The sequence below is a fragment of the Acidianus brierleyi genome (assembly GCF_003201835.2).
Lineage (GTDB): Archaea > Thermoproteota > Thermoprotei_A > Sulfolobales > Sulfolobaceae > Aramenus > Aramenus brierleyi.
This window is the reverse complement of record NZ_CP029289.2, coordinates 2351288-2372930: the sequence shown is the minus strand read 5'-3', so window position 1 is coordinate 2372930 and position 21643 is coordinate 2351288. Positions and strand designations below refer to the sequence as shown.

Annotated in this window: 25 protein-coding genes and 2 pseudogenes; 13 read left to right on the top strand and 14 right to left on the bottom strand. The window is 33.0% G+C overall.

Annotated elements, in window-relative coordinates; genetic code table 11:
* Positions 1 to 139 precede the first annotated feature (139 nt).
* Complete coding sequence (locus DFR85_RS28905) at positions 140 to 562, top strand: hypothetical protein (protein ID WP_246252901.1); 423 nt, start codon at positions 140 to 142, stop codon at positions 560 to 562.
* Between the two features lie 172 nt (positions 563 to 734).
* The gene (locus DFR85_RS32345; RefSeq protein WP_110271267.1) at positions 735 to 1022 is read left to right on the top strand and encodes a nucleotidyltransferase family protein; all 288 of its coding nucleotides are present in this window, start codon (positions 735 to 737) and stop codon (positions 1020 to 1022) included.
* On the opposite strand, the gene DFR85_RS28895 is transcribed toward DFR85_RS32345, so the two are convergent.
* Complete coding sequence (locus DFR85_RS28895; RefSeq protein WP_110271266.1) at positions 916 to 2121, bottom strand: RNA-guided endonuclease InsQ/TnpB family protein; 1206 nt, start codon at positions 2119 to 2121, stop codon at positions 916 to 918. The two genes, DFR85_RS32345 and DFR85_RS28895, sit on opposite strands and share 107 nt — an antisense overlap.
* Positions 2122 to 2263: 142 nt before the next feature.
* Between DFR85_RS28895 and DFR85_RS32155 the strand changes: the two are divergent.
* Together DFR85_RS32155 and DFR85_RS28885 are read left to right on the top strand one after the other, a co-directional pair.
* Positions 2264 to 3317, top strand: a pseudogene (locus DFR85_RS32155) (IS110 family RNA-guided transposase).
* Positions 3318 to 3451: 134 nt separating this feature from the next.
* Entirely contained in the window at positions 3452 to 3703 is a 252-nt protein-coding gene (locus DFR85_RS28885) for a hypothetical protein (RefSeq protein WP_110271265.1), read from the top strand.
* 37 nt (positions 3704 to 3740) lie between these two features.
* Here DFR85_RS28885 and DFR85_RS28880 read toward each other — a convergent pair whose 3' ends face one another.
* Positions 3741 to 4295: a hypothetical protein gene (locus DFR85_RS28880; RefSeq protein ID WP_110271264.1), complete on the bottom strand. Its 555-nt coding sequence runs from the start codon at positions 4293 to 4295 to the stop codon at positions 3741 to 3743.
* Between the two features lie 346 nt (positions 4296 to 4641).
* Between DFR85_RS28880 and DFR85_RS28875 the strand changes: the two genes are divergently transcribed.
* Positions 4642 to 5172: a PaREP1 family protein gene (locus DFR85_RS28875; RefSeq protein ID WP_110271263.1), complete on the top strand. Its 531-nt coding sequence runs from the start codon at positions 4642 to 4644 to the stop codon at positions 5170 to 5172.
* A gap of 66 nt (positions 5173 to 5238) precedes the next feature.
* Here DFR85_RS28875 and DFR85_RS28870 read toward each other — a convergent pair whose 3' ends face one another.
* The 6 genes from DFR85_RS28870 to DFR85_RS28845 all read right to left on the bottom strand — a co-directional run bounded on the left by DFR85_RS28870 (position 5239) and on the right by DFR85_RS28845 (position 8449).
* Positions 5239 to 5961 carry an ABC transporter permease gene (locus DFR85_RS28870; RefSeq protein WP_246252900.1) on the bottom strand — a complete coding sequence of 241 codons (723 nt, stop codon included), beginning with the start codon at positions 5959 to 5961 and terminating at the stop codon, positions 5239 to 5241.
* On the bottom strand, positions 5951 to 6775 hold the full coding sequence (locus DFR85_RS28865) for an ABC transporter ATP-binding protein (RefSeq protein WP_110271913.1): 825 nt from the start codon (positions 6773 to 6775) through the stop codon (positions 5951 to 5953). Before DFR85_RS28865 ends, DFR85_RS28870 begins: the two co-directional genes overlap by 11 nt.
* Positions 6776 to 6857: 82 nt before the next feature.
* Positions 6858 to 7325 carry a tetratricopeptide repeat protein gene (locus DFR85_RS28860; protein ID WP_110271261.1) on the bottom strand — a complete coding sequence of 156 codons (468 nt, stop codon included), beginning with the start codon at positions 7323 to 7325 and terminating at the stop codon, positions 6858 to 6860.
* A 119-nt stretch (positions 7326 to 7444) separates the two neighbouring features.
* On the bottom strand, positions 7445 to 7831 hold the full coding sequence (locus DFR85_RS28855; RefSeq protein WP_110271260.1) for a hypothetical protein: 387 nt from the start codon (positions 7829 to 7831) through the stop codon (positions 7445 to 7447).
* Positions 7804 to 8220, bottom strand: a complete 417-nt coding sequence (locus DFR85_RS28850) for a hypothetical protein (RefSeq protein WP_110271259.1) — start codon at positions 8218 to 8220, stop codon at positions 7804 to 7806. The genes DFR85_RS28855 and DFR85_RS28850 overlap by 28 nt, the downstream gene beginning before the upstream one ends.
* A complete protein-coding gene (locus tag DFR85_RS28845) occupies positions 8207 to 8449 on the bottom strand; it encodes a hypothetical protein (protein ID WP_110271258.1) in 243 nt (80 codons plus the stop codon). Before DFR85_RS28845 ends, DFR85_RS28850 begins: the two co-directional genes overlap by 14 nt.
* 422 nt (positions 8450 to 8871) lie before the next feature.
* Between DFR85_RS28845 and DFR85_RS28840 the strand changes: the two genes are divergently transcribed.
* A complete protein-coding gene (locus tag DFR85_RS28840; protein ID WP_246252899.1) occupies positions 8872 to 9432 on the top strand; it encodes a carbonic anhydrase in 561 nt (186 codons plus the stop codon).
* 25 nt (positions 9433 to 9457) lie between these two features.
* On the top strand, positions 9458 to 10207 hold the full coding sequence (locus tag DFR85_RS28835; protein ID WP_110271256.1) for a CBS domain-containing protein: 750 nt from the start codon (positions 9458 to 9460) through the stop codon (positions 10205 to 10207).
* Positions 10208 to 10212: 5 nt separating this feature from the next.
* Here DFR85_RS28835 and DFR85_RS28830 read toward each other — a convergent pair whose 3' ends face one another.
* From DFR85_RS28830 to DFR85_RS28820, 3 genes are read right to left on the bottom strand one after another with little or no spacing between them, the layout of a single operon-like run.
* The gene (locus DFR85_RS28830; RefSeq protein WP_110271255.1) at positions 10213 to 10590 is read right to left on the bottom strand and encodes a cupin domain-containing protein; all 378 of its coding nucleotides are present in this window, start codon (positions 10588 to 10590) and stop codon (positions 10213 to 10215) included.
* Between the two features lie 47 nt (positions 10591 to 10637).
* A complete protein-coding gene (locus DFR85_RS28825) occupies positions 10638 to 11036 on the bottom strand; it encodes an STK_08120 family protein (RefSeq protein WP_110271254.1) in 399 nt (132 codons plus the stop codon).
* Positions 11017 to 12282, bottom strand: a complete 1266-nt coding sequence (locus tag DFR85_RS28820; RefSeq protein WP_110271253.1) for an MFS transporter — start codon at positions 12280 to 12282, stop codon at positions 11017 to 11019. Before DFR85_RS28820 ends, DFR85_RS28825 begins: the two co-directional genes overlap by 20 nt.
* 430 nt (positions 12283 to 12712) lie before the next feature.
* On the opposite strand from DFR85_RS28820, the gene DFR85_RS28815 reads away from it, so the two are divergent.
* From DFR85_RS28815 to DFR85_RS28805, 3 genes are all read left to right on the top strand, one after another.
* The gene (locus DFR85_RS28815) at positions 12713 to 13132 is read left to right on the top strand and encodes a HEPN domain-containing protein (RefSeq protein ID WP_110271252.1); all 420 of its coding nucleotides are present in this window, start codon (positions 12713 to 12715) and stop codon (positions 13130 to 13132) included.
* Entirely contained in the window at positions 13116 to 13445 is a 330-nt protein-coding gene (locus DFR85_RS28810; RefSeq protein WP_110271251.1) for a nucleotidyltransferase domain-containing protein, read from the top strand. The genes DFR85_RS28815 and DFR85_RS28810 overlap by 17 nt, the downstream gene beginning before the upstream one ends.
* Positions 13446 to 13902: 457 nt before the next feature.
* Positions 13903 to 15147 carry a molybdopterin-dependent oxidoreductase gene (locus tag DFR85_RS28805; protein WP_110271250.1) on the top strand — a complete coding sequence of 415 codons (1245 nt, stop codon included), beginning with the start codon at positions 13903 to 13905 and terminating at the stop codon, positions 15145 to 15147.
* Here DFR85_RS28805 and DFR85_RS28800 read toward each other — a convergent pair.
* Complete coding sequence (locus DFR85_RS28800) at positions 15041 to 16246, bottom strand: RNA-guided endonuclease InsQ/TnpB family protein (protein ID WP_110271249.1); 1206 nt, start codon at positions 16244 to 16246, stop codon at positions 15041 to 15043. The genes DFR85_RS28805 and DFR85_RS28800 overlap by 107 nt on opposite strands.
* Before the next feature lie 140 nt (positions 16247 to 16386).
* On the opposite strand from DFR85_RS28800, the pseudogene DFR85_RS28795 reads away from it, so the two are divergent.
* A pseudogene (locus tag DFR85_RS28795) lies at positions 16387 to 17424 on the top strand (transposase).
* 112 nt (positions 17425 to 17536) lie between these two features.
* The gene (locus DFR85_RS28790; RefSeq protein WP_432417931.1) at positions 17537 to 18361 is read left to right on the top strand and encodes a molybdopterin oxidoreductase family protein; all 825 of its coding nucleotides are present in this window, start codon (positions 17537 to 17539) and stop codon (positions 18359 to 18361) included.
* Between the two features lie 130 nt (positions 18362 to 18491).
* Here the strand turns inward: DFR85_RS28790 and DFR85_RS28785 are convergent, their stop codons facing one another.
* Together DFR85_RS28785 and DFR85_RS28780 are read right to left on the bottom strand one after the other, a co-directional pair.
* Complete coding sequence (locus DFR85_RS28785; protein WP_110271247.1) at positions 18492 to 19781, bottom strand: MFS transporter; 1290 nt, start codon at positions 19779 to 19781, stop codon at positions 18492 to 18494.
* A 129-nt stretch (positions 19782 to 19910) separates the two neighbouring features.
* Complete coding sequence (locus DFR85_RS28780) at positions 19911 to 20876, bottom strand: alkaline phosphatase family protein (RefSeq protein ID WP_162582822.1); 966 nt, start codon at positions 20874 to 20876, stop codon at positions 19911 to 19913.
* Between the two features lie 344 nt (positions 20877 to 21220).
* Between DFR85_RS28780 and DFR85_RS28775 the strand changes: the two genes are divergently transcribed.
* Entirely contained in the window at positions 21221 to 21631 is a 411-nt protein-coding gene (locus DFR85_RS28775) for a hypothetical protein (RefSeq protein WP_110271245.1), read from the top strand.
* The last annotated feature ends 12 nt before the right edge of the window (positions 21632 to 21643 follow it).

Below are 21643 nucleotides of genomic sequence, written 5' to 3'. Positions count from 1 at the left end.
TATAAATTATTCTAAAATTTTGCCAAATAATTCTCAATAAGGGTTTTAATCTAACTTTATATCAACAATCAATATAAAAATTTTTCTTAATTTTTAATATTTTACAAAGCCTCTTAACCCATAAAGTTAAAAATACGTAATGAGAAAATTAACTATGCCATCGATAAGTTCTCCAAATACTATACTTATTGAAGTTCAAGGCGACGTTTTAAAAAGAATGGGAAAAAGAGCAGAAGCTTATGTTCAGTTTGCTTCTTTTAATCCTTCAGTTTTAGGTTTTGTTAAAGCAGGAAGTAACGTAATTTATGTCAACGAGATACCTTATAGTAGAGTAGCTATTGACAGTGAGAAATCTCATGATTATCTTTACGTTGTAATATTACACGAATATTTACATCTAATAGGAATAGCGGACGAAAGAGAAGTAAGGAAAATTACGCTAGAAATGGTCGGAAGTAAATTTGGAGAAAATAGTAATGCTTTTTCGTTCTCTAAAATGTTAACTTTCCCTGAGGACGTTAAAATAATGGAAAATAGAAAATATTTTAGTCATTATATGTAGAAACAGAAATATAATTACAGATACTAGATCATTAGTATTATAATATGATTATCTTTATGATACTTATTAAGGTCAAACGACATTTAAAACAATAGCTTATCTTTTTTCTTAATAATACAAAACATATGATATAATCTAGATTCTTTAAATTTGAATATACTTTAAAAGTAAAATGGAAAAGGAAATGAAGTTGAGAGAAGCTCACGAAGTACTAGGTAAGTTAATAGGCCTTTATCCTAACACTACTGTTATATTATTTGGCAGTAGAGCTAGCGGTAAAAATAGACCTAATAGCGATTTCGATATAATAGTTTTCATAGAATGTGAAAATCCATTACGTGAACTACCCTGCCCTAACGGACGGAGCTTCCTGCTTCAAAGCCGAGGCTTGCCAAAGGTAGAGGTCTCAGCTCCACAGGCACTAAGGGTCGTTCCGACCCCGATCTTCTTAGGATGTTGAGGGAAGCATTATAATCACGATCAGCGACCCAACCGCACTTGGGACAGACAAACACACGATCAGCCAACGTCAAATCTTTCTTAACATGTCCGCACCTAGCACAAGTCATTGAAGTAAAAGCAGGATCCACTAGAGTGAGTTTCTTACCGTACTTCCCAAGTTGATACTCCATGATACTCCTAAGCTCATGAAAAGCAACATCGTGTAACCTCATCCTAAGCCTTCTGAGAGACTTACCAACAATTTGCTTAACGCGAATATCCTCCATTACGAGAACATCATAATGCTCAGCAAAATACTTACCAAGTTTCATGTACATGTCCTTCCTAAGGTTCTTCAAGTGTTCGTGAGCCCTCGCTAGACGAATCTTTGCCTTAAACCAGTTGCGTGACAAGAACTTCTTCCGTGAGAGAGCTTTATGAAGCTTCTTCATCTTGTTGAGCGCCTTCTCATAAGGTCTCTGGTTGGGGACATATTCCCCGTCAGAGGTAGTGAGAAGTTTCTCTACGCCTACATCCACAGCAACAACTTTGTTTGTCTTGGGGAGTTGAGGATACTCTTGATCCACAACGAAAGTAATGTAAACTCTGCCTGATGGTGTTAACTTGATTACTACCCTCTTTACCTTGTCTAGCGGGAAGTCCCTATGGACAACGACGTTGAAGATCCCTAGGTTTGACAGCTGAAGCGTTATTACCTTCTTCTTGTTCTTCTTGCTCTTCGTCCTTATTTCTCTCACCTTCAGGACTTTCCAACCTGATTGAGGGTAGACGAGGGAGTACCACTTGTGTGCTTTCTTTTCCTTTGGGTAACGTGCTAACCCATCGAAGAACCTCTGTCTAGCGTCGTAGAATCTGTCTGCAATCTGCTGCAGTGTTTGGGAATATAGATGTTGATATTGCCCATCCTGTTTTCTCAGATCGAGAGCTAGTTGCCTCAACTCCGTCTTAGTGAGTCCTTTTCCGTCTCTTTCATGAAAATAGATGTCTGCCCAACGTAGAGTGTTGTACACTTCTGACGCTAACCTCAACTGGGCTTTTAACGCCCTCAATGTTTGTTCGTCAGTGTACGCTCTAAAGCGTAACCCTACGTCGGACATTAATAGGGTATTTGAAAAAGAAGTATATAAGTTTTACAAAGGAGGCTATCCATCTCCACCCTTACGGATGGAGTCTTCCGCCCCCTTTGAACCCTATATAGATTAATTAGTTGGGGAGAGTAATACTCTCCAACTGGGAAACATGGTCGACCCTTTGACTGAAGCAAAGTCTTCGAACGGGGGCGTGACAAACCCCTACCATCGGACTGAACATTGTGATAATATGCACGGATATAGGTGTGATAAAGAGGTAGGGATCCTAGGAATAGACATATCAAAAGATCATCTAGTAACGAGTGAGGGGAGGGTCTACGAGAACAACAAGAAGGGTTATGAAGAAATACTAAAAGTGAAACTAAACACAATAGTGGTCGAACCGACAGGAGCATACTCAATAAAACCATGTCAATACTTCAAGGAAAAAGGGATCAAGATACTACAAGTAAGCCCAAATATACTATGGAAGGAGAAGGACTTGAGAGGAAAGAAAACAGATTTTTACGACGCACAAAAACTAATAAACATGGCAAACAAGGCAAAGGAGTACAACTACAACCCATTGAAAGAACTAGTAACACTATATATCTTCCTAAAAGACCTTGAAGTAAAGTACAAGAACAGGGTAAAAAGAGCACTATTCCTAGTCAGTGACGAGGAAAAAATAAGCAAGGAAATGCTTGAAGAATTCTCTAAAGGAAACTTCAAAATACAATTATACAACTTAGAGTACACAAAGATCGTACTTGAAGAAATCGAAGTATTATCTAAAGCACTACTGGAAACAAGCGAGAAAATAAAAGAAGTAGAGAAAATGATACAATCACAGTCTGAAAATCACGTTCTATTAACTATACCGGGAATAGGAAAACTTTCTTCGGGAATAATAATAGGCATTGTTGGAGACATTAAACGCTTTCCTAACCCTGAGTCCTTCGTATCTGCGGTTTAGACCCAATGAGAGGAGCGGTAAAGCTACTGTAAGTAAGGGAATATCGAAGAAGGGTAATAAGTACTTGCGCAGCTTGTTCTACTTCCTCGCTGAGATGAATTACTCTCGTAATCCTACATTACTAGAATTTTACGAGAACCATAAGGAAAAGTTGAAGGGAAAGAAGTTGTACACTGCTTTAGCCAGGAAATTGGCTAGAATAGTTTGGAGTGTTTGGTATAATAATAAGCCTTATGAGCCTAAGTGATCCTCCCCAAATCGCCACGTGGATTGAAAGGTACACGTGGCAATCTTAGTTGACATTATGCTTGAAGTTCAACCGAAATATTTATTACTGAACGCCCTTGTTAAGATAAAGGTATTGAAATTTATAGTCGCACTATGCCTAACGCTCCAGTTGATATTATTGTCATGAAACCGGAAGAGTGTAACGAAAATAATGTTAATTTATCGCATATGCTCTATTATGGATATAAAATATTGTCTGATAATTTAGAATTAAAGGATAAAATATATAATATGATAATCAAAAATAAAGATAAGCTAAAGGATATTTTACCTTATGATATAAAATCTGGTCATAAGAAGAATAGTTTTTTGAAATTAAGGATAAGAATTTTCAGGAACTACTAACGATGTAGATTGAAGTAGGCTCTTAAAGCATAGTGATTCATTTCCTGATAGGTTCCTTTAATCTAGGCTTTATAAGTTCTATTAACTTATTCTGTTTTTCTTTACTTACGTTTTGTATTGCACCTTGGGTAGATATTATACAGTCATGTTCTCTCATTTCTTGGAAAGTTATGCAATTCCTTAAGAGATAATAAATCTCTTTAATCAGAAAATCCTCTCCCCTTCTAGCTTTTAAAGGAAATTTTTCTTTTGAAATCTTCTCGTAATCGCCGAACCACCAAATTTCTTTAAAGACTATCCTTAAAGGCCTTAGTCTCTTATCCTCAAAATATGCTTCTTCGTCTATTCCAGTTCTCTTTTCTCCTATAATACCAACTCCTATAATTCCAGTTGGAAAGTCTGCAGATAAGTTTTCAGTTTTCATGGAATGAAAAATAAAAATGTCACCTGGCTCTATTTTATCCCACTCCTTTTTGAGTCTCTCTTTTTCTCTAAATCCCCAATCCATTGAAGTGAAAGTCTTTAGCCAATCTTCTGGAGGACCTGTTAACTTCTTAAACCCTTTCTTTTTCATTTCTTCTATTACGTCCATGAGAGTCCATAAATCGCAGAGTAAAAGAGTTTTTCCTATAACTTTTATTATTGTATAATTAAGAATGGAATTTCATATATAGTGAAATTTTTAGCAGTATAGTTATCTTATAGTCTTCTTAAATGCGGAAAACTATAATAAGAGCTTATTGAACATAAGAGATAAATTTAATATTCATATATAAAGAAATTATCTCAAAAATATTTTACAACCTAGATAACTAATTTTTCGTAATAAAGTCTTAGAGAATATTATTTTATATATAAATCTCAATATATTCAATTAAGATAATAATAACTAATGATAAAAGTAGCAAGAATAAATAAGGGAAAGAGAAAAGAATTTTGTGGAATCGCAATTACCTAAGTTTACTAGAGAACCGGAAAAGTATTCAAGGCTTAGATTACTTGAAGCGTTAGAAGAGCTTTATTTAAGCCTTGAAATGCTAAAAGAAGGTTATAGTAGGAATTCAGCAAGTAAACTTTTTCTTTCATGGAAAGCTCTTTTAAGCTCTTTAGTTGTATCAAATTTTAACAAGATTATAGAAAAAAAGAAGAGAGAAGGAAAAGACGATGAAGTTAAGTGGTACTTAAGAATAGGCTATTCAGCAACTACTGGATTGATTGGTATATCACAAGATTTAGAAGATCTTGGTTTTAAAGGAATTATCAATTTAACCACAGCAATGCTAGGAATTCATAGATATGCATATAATGGCTTAGATAAGGACATAAGCCCTTTTCATAGCAGAAATGATGCAATAATCTCAATAAAGGAGTTAATAAAAACTGAGATTGAAATTATTAGTTCAATGAAACTAGAAGATGAAGAGAAAGAATTAATTGAAAAGATAAAGACAAAATTAGGAACAATTTAACTCTCTTTTAAAAATTGGAAAATCTTACAAGTTTTTAAAAGCTCTGTTAAGTCCTTCATATTGGCTTCAGCTTTCCCTCCACCTTAAGGCATAAAAAGGTAAAGCGCTAAAGAAGATAGTCTCTATTGTAAACACTATAACTGCAGTTAATTGAAATGGTGCTAAACCTAAGTAAGATTGAGCAATCATTGATGCGGAAGTAGATGGCGAAATGTAAAGGACGTCTAAAATTACCTTAGGAAGTATAGTGTAAGGATAATATAGAGGAGGCAATAAGGTAAATAGTAAAGATAGGAATGTAGATAATCCCCAAGAATGCCTTGTATGCTTAAGAAAGCTTGCTAAAGTTATCGATAAGCCCGTGCTAGACATTAGTAAAAGGACGAGAACCAATCCTAAAAGTGGAAGTTGAATGAGAGAAAATACGTTAAAATACAATCCCATTATTATGTAAATTATTAATCCTGGTATACTGTATAGAAGATTGCCTATAGCTAATCCAGAAATATAATCTATAGGACCTATTTCTGTAGCTACTAAAAGATCTTGTAGCCTTAGCTGCAGTCTAAAAAAGGCAAAATCTCCAACTAAGGAGAGTGCGTTAGAAACTATAACTGATATTAAACCTCCTAAAATTCCGAATTTTAAAAGAGCTCCGTGAGATATTAAAAAAATGAAAAATAGTAAAGACATAGGTAATGCTAGATACGAAAGAATGTAGATTGGAGATCTTATTAACGTTGTAAATCCGTAAAACCACGAAAAGGTTAATATAAACCTAATCTTCAATATACAACCCCTTAGTTATAAGAACGTCTTCTAAACTTATTGGCTTTATTGTAACTTTTCCTAATAAACTCTTAGCTTCATCAGGAGTCATATAGGATATTCTAATGTTCCCTATTTTTATGTCTCCAACGCCCTCTACCCTTACTTTACCTTCTAGTGAGGAAAGTAATTCAGAAGGAGTTCCCTTATCTACCAATTTCCCATTGTTTATAATGGCTATTTCCTCACAAAGTTCTTGAGCTTCTTCCATGTAATGAGTAGTTAAAACAATTTTTGAATCCATAGATCTGATTGCAGACCATACTTCAAGTCTAGAAAGGGGATCTAAACCTGTAGTAGGTTCGTCCAAAAATACTAGGTCAGCATTTGATGCTAGAGCCATTGCTACAAATACTTTTCTTTTCATTCCTCCTGAAAGTTCGTCTGTAGGCTTATTCATAACTTTTCCTAATCCTATATCCTTAAGTACTTTCTTTGAAACGTTAAAGGCTTCGGAAATTGAAAAACCTCTGGCAGTTAAATACATTACAAGATGCTCCAAAGGACTTGGCATTCCCGCAGTTCCTGCTTCTTGAGGAATACTACATATTGTTTTCCTAACCTTCTTAGCTTCTTTTACTACGTCAAATCCATTAACGAATGCTTTACCCTTGGTTGGCAAAAGTTGTGTTGAAAGTATTCTCAATAATGTAGTTTTACCAGCACCGTTTCTACCTAGAACACATGAAATTTTTGAGGAAAGCTTAAGGTCAAGTCCGTTGAGTGCCGTAGTCCCGTCTTTATAAATTTTGAAAAGCTGACGTGTTTCTATCATATAACATATTTTTACTATCATGTTAATGAGAGTTTCTCTCTCGTACTAAAATCGGCACTTTGAAATAACTCTTAAAATTTTCTTAACTTTTGCATATTTCGTTAATATATTGCGTTAAAGCTCTTCTGTAATCTTCAAGGAAACCTTCGTTTTTCTCCAAAATATACTTAAACATTAAGCAATAAGCGTCTTTGATTTTGTTTAAACTAAATAGTGTAAGGGAAAGGAATAGAAGGGAAGAAGGTTCTTTAGTTTTATTATATAAATTAGATAAAATTTCATAACTTTCATTTAAATTTCCCACTAAACGTAAGGAGCTCGCTAACTGAATTAAACACATATCTAAGTATTTTCCAGATAGACCTTTCCTTAAGGCTTCCTTGTACAACGGTATTGCTTCTTTCTCTTTTCCTAAGTAATCCAATACGTTGGCATATTCATAAACAATTCTAGGATTATTATTAAATTCTTTATATAATTTTCTAAAATAGTCTTCTAATTCATTATCTGATTTCTTATATCCTTCCTCTATTATTTTTTCTATATCCATAGTTATAATTATGAGTGATTTAATTTTAAAGCTTAATATCGATTATTATCATAATCTGAAATAATTATGTATCAGCTTTAATAGTGTTTTTCATTTATTTATATCTTAGGCTTGAAATCCTAGATCGAATTAATTACGTTATCACATTTTTCTTCCAGCGTTGTTGCCTTTTGAAATGAAAAAGGATAGAAAGTTACAATTATCGTATTTCCATCTTTCTCAGCTATAACATTAAATATCAAATCTTGTGTAAGTTTGAAACAAAAGGAGAATCTAAATTTTTCATCGCAAGATTTTTTACATTCTCCAGAACTATATTTATTGGAAACTTTATCAAAACATTGTAAGCAAGAAAAATTTACTTTACTATTACATACATCATTTAACGCTTTACATATTTCTTCCTTATACTGGGATAAGTCTTTTAGTCTTTCCTCTAAAAATGCCCTTTTAGCCTCACTTTTAACGAACTTGCAATCTATTCTACATCTATCGATTGAATCCATGATACATTCACACAAGGGTTTCCAAAACTATCCCTTAAATCTGGGTAAACGTTGATATTTGTTATTTTTGCTCTGATTTTAACCTTTTTATCGTTTACCTTAATTTCTGTAGTTCCCTCACTTGCTATATCATATTCTGGAATTACAGGAGTACGACTATTTAATTTCTGAGGACTACATAATTCGCCCATTTTAGGCTTATCGGAAAATATTGATAAAGCAGACGTACTAACCACTGAAACAACCTTATTGTCTTCAATTTCCACTACTTGAGGAATCATATATAACATTAAAGTAATATTTTCATCCTTAACGTAAAACTTGATTATTAATGGCTCTACGTTAATTACTTCATATTGTTGATATTGGATCCCTTTATTTCTCATCATCGTATTCTGCCTCTATAATACTTATTTTCCCGTCTTCATCACGATATATTACTATCTTTCCTTCATGATATTCTACTTTACTCCAATTATCACTAAATCTTATTATTATCCCAGACTCGTTATCTAAAGCAATATAAGGATAAATAAGTTGTTGGATAATAACTTGTTCTTGTGAAGGTAAATTATTAGCAAAATTACCATTTAATGAATTAGAGATTTGCATATTCATGAGATAAAATTATCAAACGGCGTATTAAAAATTTCCATCCAAGCAAATGAGGACTGAATTCTTTTGTTAATAAATATATTTTTATTGGATAAAGTTTTAATTACTTAAGAACAATATAACTGAATAGAGTATGAATAATGATATATATTTATCGACTGAGAGAGAATATCAGAAACTAGTTAATTTTTTGCTATCAATGAAAAGTAATATCAATAAATATGTTAATGTTAGTAATAGCATTTAGAATTCTTCCGTTATATAAACTACATAAAATTGAATTTATTTTTTCTATATTCATAAGCTATTCCTAATTACGATATACATTATTAAATAGATTCTCATAATTTGTTGGAACTATTACTTCTTATTTCATACTACTTAAATTACTTAAAAAATTTATACTGGAAATTATAGTTAGTATCATGCAAGTCGTTATTTCCTGCATGGATTACAGATTAACTCAAGAAGTTATAAATAAATCTAAAAAAGATTCTTTAATCATAAGGAATGCTGGAGCAAACATATTTGAAATTAAAGATATACTTAAGAAATTAAACCCTGAAGAAGTTGTTTATTTACCTCATACTGATTGTGCTGCAATGAAATTAACTTATTCGGTTATAAAAAATCATGAAGGAGTTACTCAATTAATAAATGATAAACTAATTTCTATATTTAAAGATAAGAATTTCAGTACTCTTAAGGAACTTGAAGAAATTAATGCAAAAGTAAATGAGGACTTGCTTAAGGAAATTCTGCCTAAAGCCAAAATAACTACTGAATTAGTAGACGTAAATAAGATTAAATGGCCGGAAAGAAAGGCTAGAGTTTATGTTCTAAAATCCAACACCAAATATGATGAAGAGATGATAGGTTCGTATATCATTCAATCTCCAGAGTTTGAGGTAATATTGGCAGATTTAGAGATAGCTAATAAACTTGGGCTTAGAATAGAAAAGAACGAATTCGATACAAAGTTTTAAAATGTAAAAATCTATAATTATATATATGAAAGTCGAAGAATTAATGAATAAAGTCGTTGTTACGGTTAATATTGAGACTCCAATGAAAGAATTACTTGATGTTCTCTCCAGAGAAAAATCTGGTAGAGTAATAGTAATGGATAAAGATAAGCCAATAAGCGTAATTACTACGAGAAGCATAATCGCAGCTCTTTCTGAATATGGTGAATCCTTATTTAACTTAAGGGCTTCCGACCTAATGAGCGAAGATTTAATAGCAGTATCTCCTGAAGACGAAGTAGGTTACGTTATAAGAAAAATGATTGCTAACAATATAGGAGGAGTACCAGTTATAGATAAAAACGTAATCCTTGGAATATTTACGGAAAGAGAAGCTGTAAATTTAGCTTCTAAAATTCAGATCCCAGGTTTCGTAGAATCAGTAATGTCTAAAAGAATAATTACTGCAGACAAATGCGTTGATCTACTTTCTGCGTCTACTATAATGTTTAGAAACAATTTAAGAAGATTACCAGTTACTGAAGGAGGTAAACTAATAGGCATAGTTACAGCAGCAGATATAGTAAAATACGTATCTAGAAAAGGAGTATCAGGAAAGGTTTTGGACGCAGGAACTAGGAATCCTATAACAGTTTCCAAATATACTAGTATTTCCGAGGCTGCCAAAATCATGAGAGATAAAAACATAGGAACTTTACCAGTAGTAGATGAAAAATTGGAAGGAATAGTAACTGAAAGAGATATATTATTCTCTTTAATAACACAATTAAGTTAATTTTTTTAACATTCCTCGTCTAATGGAATTATTTTCATATCATCTGCATAATTTATTACGCAAAGAAATTCTAAATCTTCATCACCCTCGTTCACTATAGCATGTTTAACCTTCGAATTTATGAAAATGAAATCTCCTGGATTTAGCCGTCTAGTTTCTTTTCCTACACATACTTTACATTGACCTTTAATTATATATAGACTCTCATAATACTCATGGTAATGCATTTGAATTTGACCTTTAGGTTTAACTATAAATCTCCTTAATGCGTAGGACGTACCATGATCCTTTGTAACTAACCATTGGATAAAAGTATTTTTAGAGTTACCTATTTTAACTTCTGAGGAAGGAGTATCCTTTACGTTTCCAGTAAAATAATCCATGGGAAATAGTTTGATAAAAAGTTAATAAGTTTTAGACTGAGAAAAAATCATATTTTTCTTTTTATTCTTTCCAATCTAATGTCCTCGTTTATACTTTTAGAGATCTTTTTAATTCCTTTTTCGAAGGAAGATTCGAATTGTGACTTAGCATCGCCGTCGTAGTCTATAATAAACTTCAGTTTACTTTCAATTCCTGAGATATCAATATTTCCTGCTCCCTTTAATCCGTCTATCATTCTAAATACGTACTTTATTGAGGAACCTCTAAATATTCTACCTTCCATTATATATGGAAACATTCCTACTACTCCAATTACTTGAAAGTTATCTTTACCAGTGTGACTTTCATAGCCAGGCATTATTCTAGGCAAAGAAAACTCAGGGTCAGAAAAAAGAGAAAGAACTACGTCCAATTCGTGGGAGACATTAAGAGATACTTCCTTCATTTTTGTTACCTCTCATTAATGTAAATATTGAAACTATTGAAATGACTGTAATTGCTTCGCTAATAGTCATTATAGGCATGAAAGATCCTACTATACCGTAAATAGTTATAGACAGAGGTAACACGACTAGTAATAATACTGCAGGGAAGAGGCCAATAAGACCAAATACTGTCCCAGCACTCGTATTCCTTAATTTTACTATGAATTCCGAAGCGTACATACCCATAGCTCCCCAACCTAATGATGACAAAACATACAATGGTATTAATCCAAGGAGGTTATGCAAAAGTAAAATAGGCAAAGTCACTAAGCTACCAATTGCTGAAATTAACACTATTTTTTTCCATCCGTATTTATCACCTAAGTAACCACCTAGAAGAGTAAAAGCGAAGGCTATTATTGATCCAACAAGAAATACCATCATTACTTGTTTTTCAACAAAACCTAACTTAGTGTAAAGTTCTATTGAATATGGATAAAGAACAAAGTTTAACATTACTGGAAAATATGCCATACCTAAAGTTAGTAGTACAATTTTCTTCCAACATGTTTTAAATGCAGATTTTATAGGACTAGGATCTACATTTCCTTCTCTTGATAACTCCTTAAAGTCTAAACTTTCAACAACTTTCATTCTTAAATAAGCGGAAACCATTAGAGCTATAGATCCTATGCCTATCAATATTCTCCAACCATATGAAAGTAGAAATATCTTACTTTCCAAGTTTTCTGATAAAATTACTCCCACTAGACCTAAGAGTATTCCTAGTATGGCTGCAGCCATTGGAAAGGACATGAAGTATCCAGTTTTATCTCCTTTATTAGCATATTCAAAACTCAAAACTATAGAACTTCCACCGTCTCCTCCTAATCCTAAACCTTGAGCGAATCTAAGAATAGCTATTAGAAGAATTGCTATTATTCCTATTGGAGGTATTAATGCTACCAAAAGCATTGCTATACCAGACAAGAAAAGACTCCAGAACATTGAGAATTTTCTTCCTATCTTATCTCCAAAATGTCCAAAGATTGCCCCTCCTACTGGTCTACCTATAAGTATTGTAGCATAAGCAAATATTGAAAAAGCTATTGCGCTACTTGATACTCCCTTAAAGAAAACATATGGCCATATTGCTGTTGAAATTATCCCTATAGAGAAGAAGTCATAAGCTTCTATAATTAAACCTATAGTTGATAAAAACACTACTACTTTAATAAATTTTGAAGGTAATTTAGTGTATTTCATTTAAATTATTGACAAAGCTTTGTCTATTTAAGTCCGACTTATAAAAAACTAAAATTAAATAATAACAATTCATAAAAGTTTTAAAATTTTTAAGCGTATAACAAAAAGACATTATTAATGGATAAATATACAAAATATCATTTTCCATAAAAATTTTTTTGTGTAGTTTAATATTTTTAGAATATAGCCTTCAAATTTTTTGTTTATGAATTTTGAAATATAAGTTCTTTTTCAATGTAAAACGATTCTTTCAAAGCTTATTCTCATTAATCCTTTGACTTTGTTAGAGAATATTTATTGTTAATCATTTTCTTATTCATTGTTTCAAGAATCCTTAACCTATCAGGATTTTAAAGAGAATTTTTTTAATAAAACATTGTCAAAACAATCAAGATTAAAATTTTTAATAAGAGAAAGTAAACTACACATCATGAGCGGTAATTACGTTAGGATACTTAAGGAGAGAGCTTTGAACGCATTGGAATTAGCTAAGATTTCGAAAGACATCAATTGGAGCTTATTTCTTTCTGAACAAGCAGCACAACTATACATTAAAGCAATTTATTACGAACTATTTGGAGAGAAAATAAGGGGACACCAACTAAGGGGTTTGTTAGGGCAACTAATAACAGAGCTTGATAATAACCATTTTGAAAAAGAGTCCAAGAAGATAAAAGATTTTGTTACTCAAAATAGGGAGAAACTAATTATTTTAGAAGAAAGTTATACTGAAAGTAGATATGGAGAAGAAGGCTATTACGAACCTAATTTAGCTGTAGATATTATCAAGCTAGTCTCAGACCTAATCCAACTCCTTGAGGAGTTGAATAAAAATGTCAAGTTGGGTTAAGAGAAAATTCCAACACTTAAGAAAATGGATGGAATACGCTGAAGCTATAGCAAAGGCTTCCAAAGACCTTGACCCAAGGTCAAGAGTATTCGTCTTTGGCGGTGTAGCTGAAGATAGAGTTACCGTGTTAAGTGATATTGATGTATTAATAGTTACAGATGTTAAAGATAAGAGAAGTTTTAAACGGGCAATAATGTTAAGAGCTTTCGATATTTACGGTCTACCTTTCGATGCACCTGTTGAAATTCATGTAACTGATTCAGAAGGATTTAAAGAATACTCAAAATATTCTAAGGTTATAGAAATAGCATAAATTGAAAAAGAAACATAAGTGTATAAAAGTCAATTATAGAAGAGTAAGGACCTTTAACCTAAAGACTTAATTCTATAATACCTATGTTCATAAATCCTTTTTCTTTCTTTTTCCATTATTCTTATCACATATTATTAATTAGTTCGCTTTACCTTCACATGCTTATTATACACGTCCTGCTAAATACAGACAGTCTTGACTATTTTTCCAACATACATCATTAAATAATCATTATTTATACTCTAAAATTAGAATTAAACATCTTATAAACTACTAGAAAAATCATTCAAATGTCAAATGTACTATATTAAATAAGATACGTGAATATTCTCCAATATCTTTCACTGTATATTTAGTTTTCCTTTCTAAAGTTACATAAGTTCTTTTTCAATGTAAAACGATTCTTTCAAAGCTTATTCTCATTAATCCTTTTTATCATAAGTACTAATCTAACACAATGGAAATCGTTAAAAGTATCTGTCCATTCTGTGGTGTAGGCTGTGGAGTAGAACTTTACGTAGACTCGTCAATTGTTAGACTATCTCCATCTAAAGAACATGTATTAAGTAAAGGACATTTATGTGGAAAAGGAACATTATCCTTTGAGCCTGTTTACTCTTGGGATAGAGTAACTTATCCTCTAAAGAAAATTAAAGGAGAACACATAAGAATATCGTGGGAAGAGGCAATAAATGATATTGTTAATAAAATTAAGGAAATTATTCAATACGGTAAAGATTCAATAGCTTTTTACGGTGGATGTCAAAATACTCTAGAAGAAAATTATTTAATGCAAAAGTTAGCAAGAGCTATAGGAACAAATAACGTAGATTCTTGTGCTAGAGTATGTCACGAGCCTTCAGCTATGGCATTAAAGGAAATGGTTGGAATAGGAGCTTCTTCAATTTCTGCAGAAATGATTCCTAAAATGAAAGTAGTAGTGATAACTGGAGAATCCGTCACTGGAAGTCACCCAGTGTTATCCCAATATTTGACAGAAGCAAAAATTAAAGGAACTAAAATCGTCGTGATAGATCCTAGAATAAACGGCACTTCAAAGTTTGCGGATGTTCATTTAAGACCAAAGCCTGGAACTGACATAGCATTATTTAATGCAGTAGGAAATTATTTAATTGAAAATTCTTTAATTGACGAGAAATTCATTAAAGAAAGAACAGTTGGATTTAATGAGTATGCTAAAGGAGTATCAAAATATACTTTGGATTATGCTGAAAAGATTACTGGAATATTAAAAGAAGATATAGAAAATTTTGCTAAATTAATTTCTCAAAAAGGAGTTATATTCGCTTGGGGATTAGGTTTAACTCAATCTTCAGGAGTTGACGGCGTTAGATCTTACATAGATTTAGCATTACTTACAGGAAATATAGGAAAATATGGTGGACTTCTAGTATTTAGAGGACAGACTAACGTTCAAGGAGCAGGAGATATTGTAAAGCCAAACGTCTTTCCAAACGGAGCAATGAACGAAGAAAATGCACAAAAACTCCTTAAAATATGGAAATTTAAGCCTCCAACTAACCCTGGATTATCAGTTACAAACGCTTTATTGCGAGACAGTGAACTACCGCGCCCTAACGGACGTGGCTTCCTGCTTCAAAGCCGAGGCTTGCCAAAGGTAGAGGTCTCAGCTCCACAGGCACTAAGGGTCGTTCCGACCCCGATCTTCTTAGGATGTTGAGGGAAGCATTATAATCACGATCAGCGACCCAACCGCACTTGGGACAGACAAACACACGATCAGCCAACGTCAAATCTTTCTTAACATGTCCGCACCTAGCACAAGTCATTGAAGTAAAAGCAGGATCCACTAGAGTGAGTTTCTTACCGTACTTCCCAAGTTGATACTCCATGATACTCCTAAGCTCATGAATAGCAACATCGTGTAACCTCATCCTCAGCCTTCTGAGAGACTTACCAACAATTTGCTTAACGCGAATGTCCTCCATTACGAGAACATCATAATGCTCAGCAAAATACTTACCAAGTTTCATGTACATGTCCTTCCTAAGGTTCTTCAAGTGTTCGTGAGCCCTTGCAAGCTTAATCTTTGCCTTAAACCAGTTGTGTGACAAGAACTTCTTCCGTGAGAGAGCTTTATGAAGCTTCTTCATCTTGTTGAGTGCCTTCTCATAAGGTCTCTGGTTGGGGACATATTCCCCGTCAGAGGTAGTGAGAAGTTTCTCTACGCCTACATCCACAGCAACAACTTTGTTTGTCTTGGGGAGTTGAGGATACTCTTGATCCACAACGAAAGTAATGTAAACTCTGCCTGATGGTGTTAACTTGATTACTACCCTCTTTACTTTTTCCAGCGGGAAGTCCCTATGGACAATAACGTTGAAGATCCCTAGGTTTGACAGCTGAAGCGTTATTACCTTCTTCTTGTTCTTCTTGCTCTTCGTCCTTATTTCTCTCACCTTCAGGACTTTCCAACCTGATTGAGGGTATACTAGTGAGTACCACTTGTGTGCTTTCTTTTCCTTTGGGAAACGTGCTAACCCATCGAAGAACCTCTGTCTAGCGTCGTAGAATCTGTCTGCAATCTGCTGCAGTGTTTGGGAATATAGATGTTGATATTGTTCATCCTGTTTTCTCAGGTCAAGGGCTAGTTGCCTCAACTCCGTCTTAGTGAGTCCTTTTCCATCTCTCTCATGAAAATAGATGTCTGTCCAACGTAGGGTGTTATACACTTCTGACGCTAACCTCAACTGGGCTTTTAACGCCCTCAATGTTTGTTCGTTAGTGTACGCTCTGAAGCGTAACCCTACGTCGGACATAATAGAATATTTGAAAAAGAAGTATATAAGTTTTACAAAGGGGGCTATCCATCTCCACCCTTACGGATGGAGTCTTCCGCCCCCTTTGAACCTATATAGATTAATTAGTTGGGGAGAGTAATACTCTCCAACTGGGAAACATGGTCGACCCTTTGACTGAAGCAAAGTCTTCGAACGGGGGCGTGACAAACCCCTACCATCGGACTGAACATTGTGATAATATGCACGGATATAGGTGTGATAAAGAGGTAGGGATCCTAGGAATAGACATATCAAAAGATCATCTAGTAACGAGTGAGGGGAGGGTCTACGAGAACAACAAGAAGGGTTATGAAGAAATACTAAAAGTGAAACTAAACACAATAGTGGTCGAACCGACAGGAGCATACTCAATAAAACCATGTCAATACTTCAAGGAAAAAGGGATCAAGATACTACAAGTAAGCCCAAATATACTATGGAAGGAGAAGGACTTGAGAGGAAAGAAAACAGATTTTTACTACAAAAACTAATAAACATGGCAAACAAGGCAAAGGAGTACAACTACAACCCATTGAAAGAACTAGTAACACTATATATCTTCCTAAAAGACCTTGAAGTAAAGTACAAGAACAGGGTAAAAAGAGCACTATTCCTAGTCAGTGACGAGGAAAAAATAAGCAAGGAAATGCTTGAAGAATTCTCTAAAGGAAACTTCAAAATACAATTATACAACTTGGAACAAAGATCGTACTTGAAGAAATCGAAGTATTATCTAAAGCACTACTGGAAACAAGCGAGAAAATAAAAGAAGTAGAGAAAATGATACAATCACAGTCTGAAAATCACGTTCTATTAACTATACCGGGAATAGGAAAACTTTCTTCGGGAATAATAATAGGCATTGTTGGAGACATTAAACGCTTTCCTAACCCTGAGTCCTTCGTATCTGCGGTTTAGACCCAATGAGAGGAGCGGTAAAGCTACTGTAAGGGAATACCGAAGAAGGGTAATAAGTACTTGCGCAGCTTGTTTTCCTCGCTGAGATGAATTACTCTCGTAATCCTACATTACTAGAATTTTACGAGAACCATAAGGAAAAGTTGAAGGGAAAGAAGTTGTACACTGCTTTAGCCAGGAAATTGGCTAGAATAATTTGGAGTGTTTGGTATAATAATAAGCCTTATGAGCCTAAGTGATCCTCCCCAAATCGCCACGTGGATTGAAAGGTACACGTGGCAACCTTAGTTGACATTATGCTTGAAGTTCAACCAAAATATTTATTACTGAACGCCCCCTTGTTAAGATAAAATAAGAGCGATAATATTCATGGGTTATAATCCTTTAATTAGTATGCCTAATAGAGAAAAAGTTGAAAGAAAACTAAGAAGCTTAGATCTCTTAGTTGTCATTGATCCTTTTATGACTGAAACTGCTAAAATAGCAGATTACGTTTTACCAGCTGCCTTATGGGTAGAAAAGGAAGGATCTGTAGCAAATTTAGATAGATTAGTAAAATGGAGATTCAAAGCCATAGATCCGCCAGGAGAAGCTAAACCGGACTACGAAATATTAAAAGAATTAGCTGAAGGATTTGGATATTCCTTTAATTCTGATCCTAAAGAAGTTTTTGAAGAAATGAAGAAAGTAAGTCCAACGTACTCTAATCTTTCCCTTGACGAAATAATGGACTATTCGTCTAATTCAAGATATCCTAATCATGAAGTTTCATTATATGAGGAAAAATTCAATACTGAGGATGGAAAAGCTAGATTCATTTTCAGAGAACAACATGAAGTTAAAAATGGAATGATATTAATAACAGTAAGAAATGTAACAAGATATAATACTGACGTAGTTACTGGAAGGATACCAGGATTTGGAGTGTATAGTACCCCTATATATATTAGTAGTGATGATGCTACGGAACTAAAGATAAGGGATAGTGAAGAAGTTAGCGTAATATCAAATTGCGGAAAAATGAATTTTAAGGTTAAAATTTCTAATGAAGTCCCAAAGGGAGTCGCAATGATGTATATGCACGATCCTAAGGTTAATTACGTAGTATGTGACGATTTAGATGAATCTGGAGCTCCAAAATATAAGTATACTGAAATAAAGATAGAGAAATTATAAGTTATTTAGTTTTATTGGGAAAAATAATTATAACTTACTATTAAGCAAATCAATATTTAATACTTAATTTTTAAGAACCTTAAAAATAAAAATTTCAAGCTAATGTTTTAAATCCGCATATGAAAACTTTCTAAACTTTTTCTCTCAATAACTCCAATTCGTCTAAACTCTTATCTTTAGTTTCCCTTAAGAAAAGAGTTAAAGCCGACGCAATCAGACTTAGTATTCCTAAGACAATTAAAGTACTTTGTACTCCATAAGAATGGATAATTAAAGGAAATAATAGCGCGGTAGTTATTACTCCTAATCTTCCTGACATAACTGTAATGGCACTAGTTATACTACGAATCATAGTAGGGAAAAGTTCTACTCCCCAAAACCCAACTATTGTTCCTGGACCTACTTGAGCCATCAGGCTATAAATACCATAAAGAGGTAATGCTAATTTACTACCTATAATCGCAAAGGCTATAATAAAGACTCCCATACCTAAAAATCCTATTGTTTGCAGTGGTTTTCTTCCAGCTCTATCAGCAAAAAATGCGCTTATAACGTTACCGGGAATAGCAAATATTGTTAAAACTATTAACTCAAATATAATTCCATTTACCCCAATACTTTTTGCTATAACGTTTGGCCCAAAGAACACTCCAGCATAAGCTGATACATCAAAAAGATACCAGGTTGCTGAAGCTAAGATAAGAGGTATTATTAGTATACTCCAGTTTACGTTACTTTGAGGAGTTTCAGTTAATTTTATATCATAAAACTTATTTAAACTCTTTAAATCTCCCTTAATGTAAAGTAAATATCTCGGAGTTTCTGGAAATTTTCTTCTTGCATAAATTACAATTAATGCTGGAAGTGAGCCTAAAGCTAATGAAATTCTCCAAAGTAAATCTGAGGGTAAAAACGTTGATAAAACTAGAACTGTAATAACTGATAATAATGCCCCTAAATTCCACATAAGACCTCCAGAAATTGCCATTAATTTTCCTCTATCTTTTTTGTTTGCGTACTCCGCATTAACTAAAGGAGATAATACGTAGTCTGCACCTATTCCTATACCTAATAAAAATCTTACTACTGATAACAAAATAGGAGTATATGCAAATGCTTGCATTACTGCTCCTATAGTCATTAGCATTGCATCTATTCCGTAGAACTTCTTTCTACCATGCTTAGCTAAATAACCAAATATTATTGCCCCTAAAAAATTTCCTAAAATAACTGATAAAAAAAGGATTTCTGATACCGATTCTAAGTTTATACCTTGGCTCTCTTCAATTATTGTTAACACTAAGGAACCTACAGTTAAATCGTATCCGTCTACAAAAGTACCTGCTCCTGCTACTAACATTGTTTTTATATGAAAAAGAGAGAGTTTTTTATCATCCCATTCTTTAAGAGGATTTTTCATAGTTTGATTAAGTAAAAAGCAATTAATTAATATTATCTACATATAATATGTATTAAGATGTTTTCTATATAGATCTATAAAAAATATTTAGATTATATTTCACTGATGTTATAATAAAAATATTTGACCTTATTGATAAAGATATAACGGTATCTTCATTTCGTCTTCAGTTAAACCTCCATGACTACCCTTGAATTCATGTTTCCTATCGTCTTCCCAATAAATAATTATATTATCGTCCTTAGGTATGAGAACGTAGTCTGGCTTATTTTTATTGCCTCCAAGAATTTCTTCAACTTTTTCTCCCTCAATAACATTAATTCCGTATTTAAGAAGGCTTTTTGGCAATTTTCCTTTGAACATTAAGCTTCTATGATCTCCGTAAGGCGGAAAATCCATTTCAGTCATAAATTCCTTATCCTTCTTTAGATCGATAGTTCTTGTTATTTCAGTATGTCCATGATCTGCTGTAACTAATATTGAATACTTTTCCTTAAAATAGCTTGAAATACAGTCTATTTTTTGAACAACTTCCTTTGCAGTATTTAAGGTAACCTCGTGATTAGGGCCATAGAGATGAGAAGCGGCATCAACGTAAGGAATATAAAAGAAAACGAAATCATTATCAGATCTATCAAGAGCTGTCCTAAATTTATATAGTCCGTCCCAATAAGTAAAGTAAGGAATTACCTTTAATTTTCCCATTAGGCTCTTTGTAGCAACTTCTGGCATGATAAATAATGAATTAGTATTCTGAAAATACGTGTCAACTTCAATGTTCTCCTTCTTTAGTTTTTCCATTAGATTTTCAATAGTTCCGTTCTCTTTATTAATAATTCTCCAACCTAGAATTCCGTGCTCTCCAGGTTTCTTTGCTGTAAGCAACGTTGCAAAAACTGTTACAGTTATACTTGGAAATATTGAATCTATCTGCCTAGGATTAATAGAGGTCTTTATATCTTTAGATATATTCCAACCAAGTCCATCAATTAGAACTAATGCTAGCTTATTGTTTTTTATTCCAAATGAATCTACATCCCTTTTATCCTCTTTTAGAACGGATTTTATTTCCCTTGATACGTCATATAAATTCATAGCTTGTACTGAAAAAAATAAAAATAAAAACGTTCTCATTTATTGGCTATTTAGTACTATATATTATATTTTCTCTAATAGACTGCATTAAAATGAAAGTCTTGCAAGTATTTAAAATCATATTCTTTTATATTAAAATTAGAATATTCTCCTAAATTCCTACAAGCAAATATGGGTATACATAATAATTACATACAATTATATTTAATTTTTTTATATTAACTAAAAATTTTTAATGAATAATTATCCCGTTATATTCTAAGAAGTTACAATTTTCATCTACATGATAATCCACGATATGTTATTTAAGAAAAAATTAAAACTACTTTTTTTATAAAAATATTATGCCTATAAGAGACGAGAAAACCTACGCAAAAATGAGTTTAGAAGATTTTATAGTAGCAACAGAAAGAGCAAAAAAGGGAGAACTTAAACTAGCAGCGTTTAGAGCATATAAGGCAGAAAGAAGAATGCTTCAATGTCTAGCAATGATTCACGATCTTCACAGGAAGGATACTCCTTGTGCAGTTCCTAAAAATGAAATGCTTGAAGTATCTCAAAAGTTGCAAAAGAATTATCCAGAGATTGATAAAATGACACAAAAAGCCCTCAAATTATTTGATGAATGGAAAAACGATAACGCTAACTATGAAGATATAGTAAGCTTACTAAAGTCCCTAAAATATGAATGGATAAAACAATTTTTATCAGATGAAGACTTAGAAAAAATTCAAAAATATATGGCTTCTCTTTAATCCTTATAAATT

Coding starts and splice junctions, on each gene's coding strand:
- DFR85_RS28905 (WP_246252901.1), top strand. CDS start 140: ATGAGAAAATTAACTATGCCATCGATAAGTTCTCCAAATACTATACTT.
- DFR85_RS32345 (WP_110271267.1), top strand. CDS start 735: ATGGAAAAGGAAATGAAGTTGAGAGAAGCTCACGAAGTACTAGGTAAG.
- DFR85_RS28895 (WP_110271266.1), bottom strand. CDS start 2,121: ATGTCCGACGTAGGGTTACGCTTTAGAGCGTACACTGACGAACAAACA.
- DFR85_RS28885 (WP_110271265.1), top strand. CDS start 3,452: ATGCCTAACGCTCCAGTTGATATTATTGTCATGAAACCGGAAGAGTGT.
- DFR85_RS28880 (WP_110271264.1), bottom strand. CDS start 4,295: ATGGACGTAATAGAAGAAATGAAAAAGAAAGGGTTTAAGAAGTTAACA.
- DFR85_RS28865 (WP_110271913.1), bottom strand. CDS start 6,775: ATGATAGAAACACGTCAGCTTTTCAAAATTTATAAAGACGGGACTACG.
- DFR85_RS28860 (WP_110271261.1), bottom strand. CDS start 7,325: ATGGATATAGAAAAAATAATAGAGGAAGGATATAAGAAATCAGATAAT.
- DFR85_RS28855 (WP_110271260.1), bottom strand. CDS start 7,831: ATGGATTCAATCGATAGATGTAGAATAGATTGCAAGTTCGTTAAAAGT.
- DFR85_RS28850 (WP_110271259.1), bottom strand. CDS start 8,220: ATGATGAGAAATAAAGGGATCCAATATCAACAATATGAAGTAATTAAC.
- DFR85_RS28845 (WP_110271258.1), bottom strand. CDS start 8,449: ATGAATATGCAAATCTCTAATTCATTAAATGGTAATTTTGCTAATAAT.
- DFR85_RS28840 (WP_246252899.1), top strand. CDS start 8,872: ATGCAAGTCGTTATTTCCTGCATGGATTACAGATTAACTCAAGAAGTT.
- DFR85_RS28835 (WP_110271256.1), top strand. CDS start 9,458: ATGAAAGTCGAAGAATTAATGAATAAAGTCGTTGTTACGGTTAATATT.
- DFR85_RS28830 (WP_110271255.1), bottom strand. CDS start 10,590: ATGGATTATTTTACTGGAAACGTAAAGGATACTCCTTCCTCAGAAGTT.
- DFR85_RS28825 (WP_110271254.1), bottom strand. CDS start 11,036: ATGAAGGAAGTATCTCTTAATGTCTCCCACGAATTGGACGTAGTTCTT.
- DFR85_RS28820 (WP_110271253.1), bottom strand. CDS start 12,282: ATGAAATACACTAAATTACCTTCAAAATTTATTAAAGTAGTAGTGTTT.
- DFR85_RS28815 (WP_110271252.1), top strand. CDS start 12,713: ATGAGCGGTAATTACGTTAGGATACTTAAGGAGAGAGCTTTGAACGCA.
- DFR85_RS28810 (WP_110271251.1), top strand. CDS start 13,116: ATGTCAAGTTGGGTTAAGAGAAAATTCCAACACTTAAGAAAATGGATG.
- DFR85_RS28805 (WP_110271250.1), top strand. CDS start 13,903: ATGGAAATCGTTAAAAGTATCTGTCCATTCTGTGGTGTAGGCTGTGGA.
- DFR85_RS28800 (WP_110271249.1), bottom strand. CDS start 16,246: ATGTCCGACGTAGGGTTACGCTTCAGAGCGTACACTAACGAACAAACA.
- DFR85_RS28785 (WP_110271247.1), bottom strand. CDS start 19,781: ATGAAAAATCCTCTTAAAGAATGGGATGATAAAAAACTCTCTCTTTTT.
- DFR85_RS28780 (WP_162582822.1), bottom strand. CDS start 20,876: ATGAATTTATATGACGTATCAAGGGAAATAAAATCCGTTCTAAAAGAG.
- DFR85_RS28775 (WP_110271245.1), top strand. CDS start 21,221: ATGCCTATAAGAGACGAGAAAACCTACGCAAAAATGAGTTTAGAAGAT.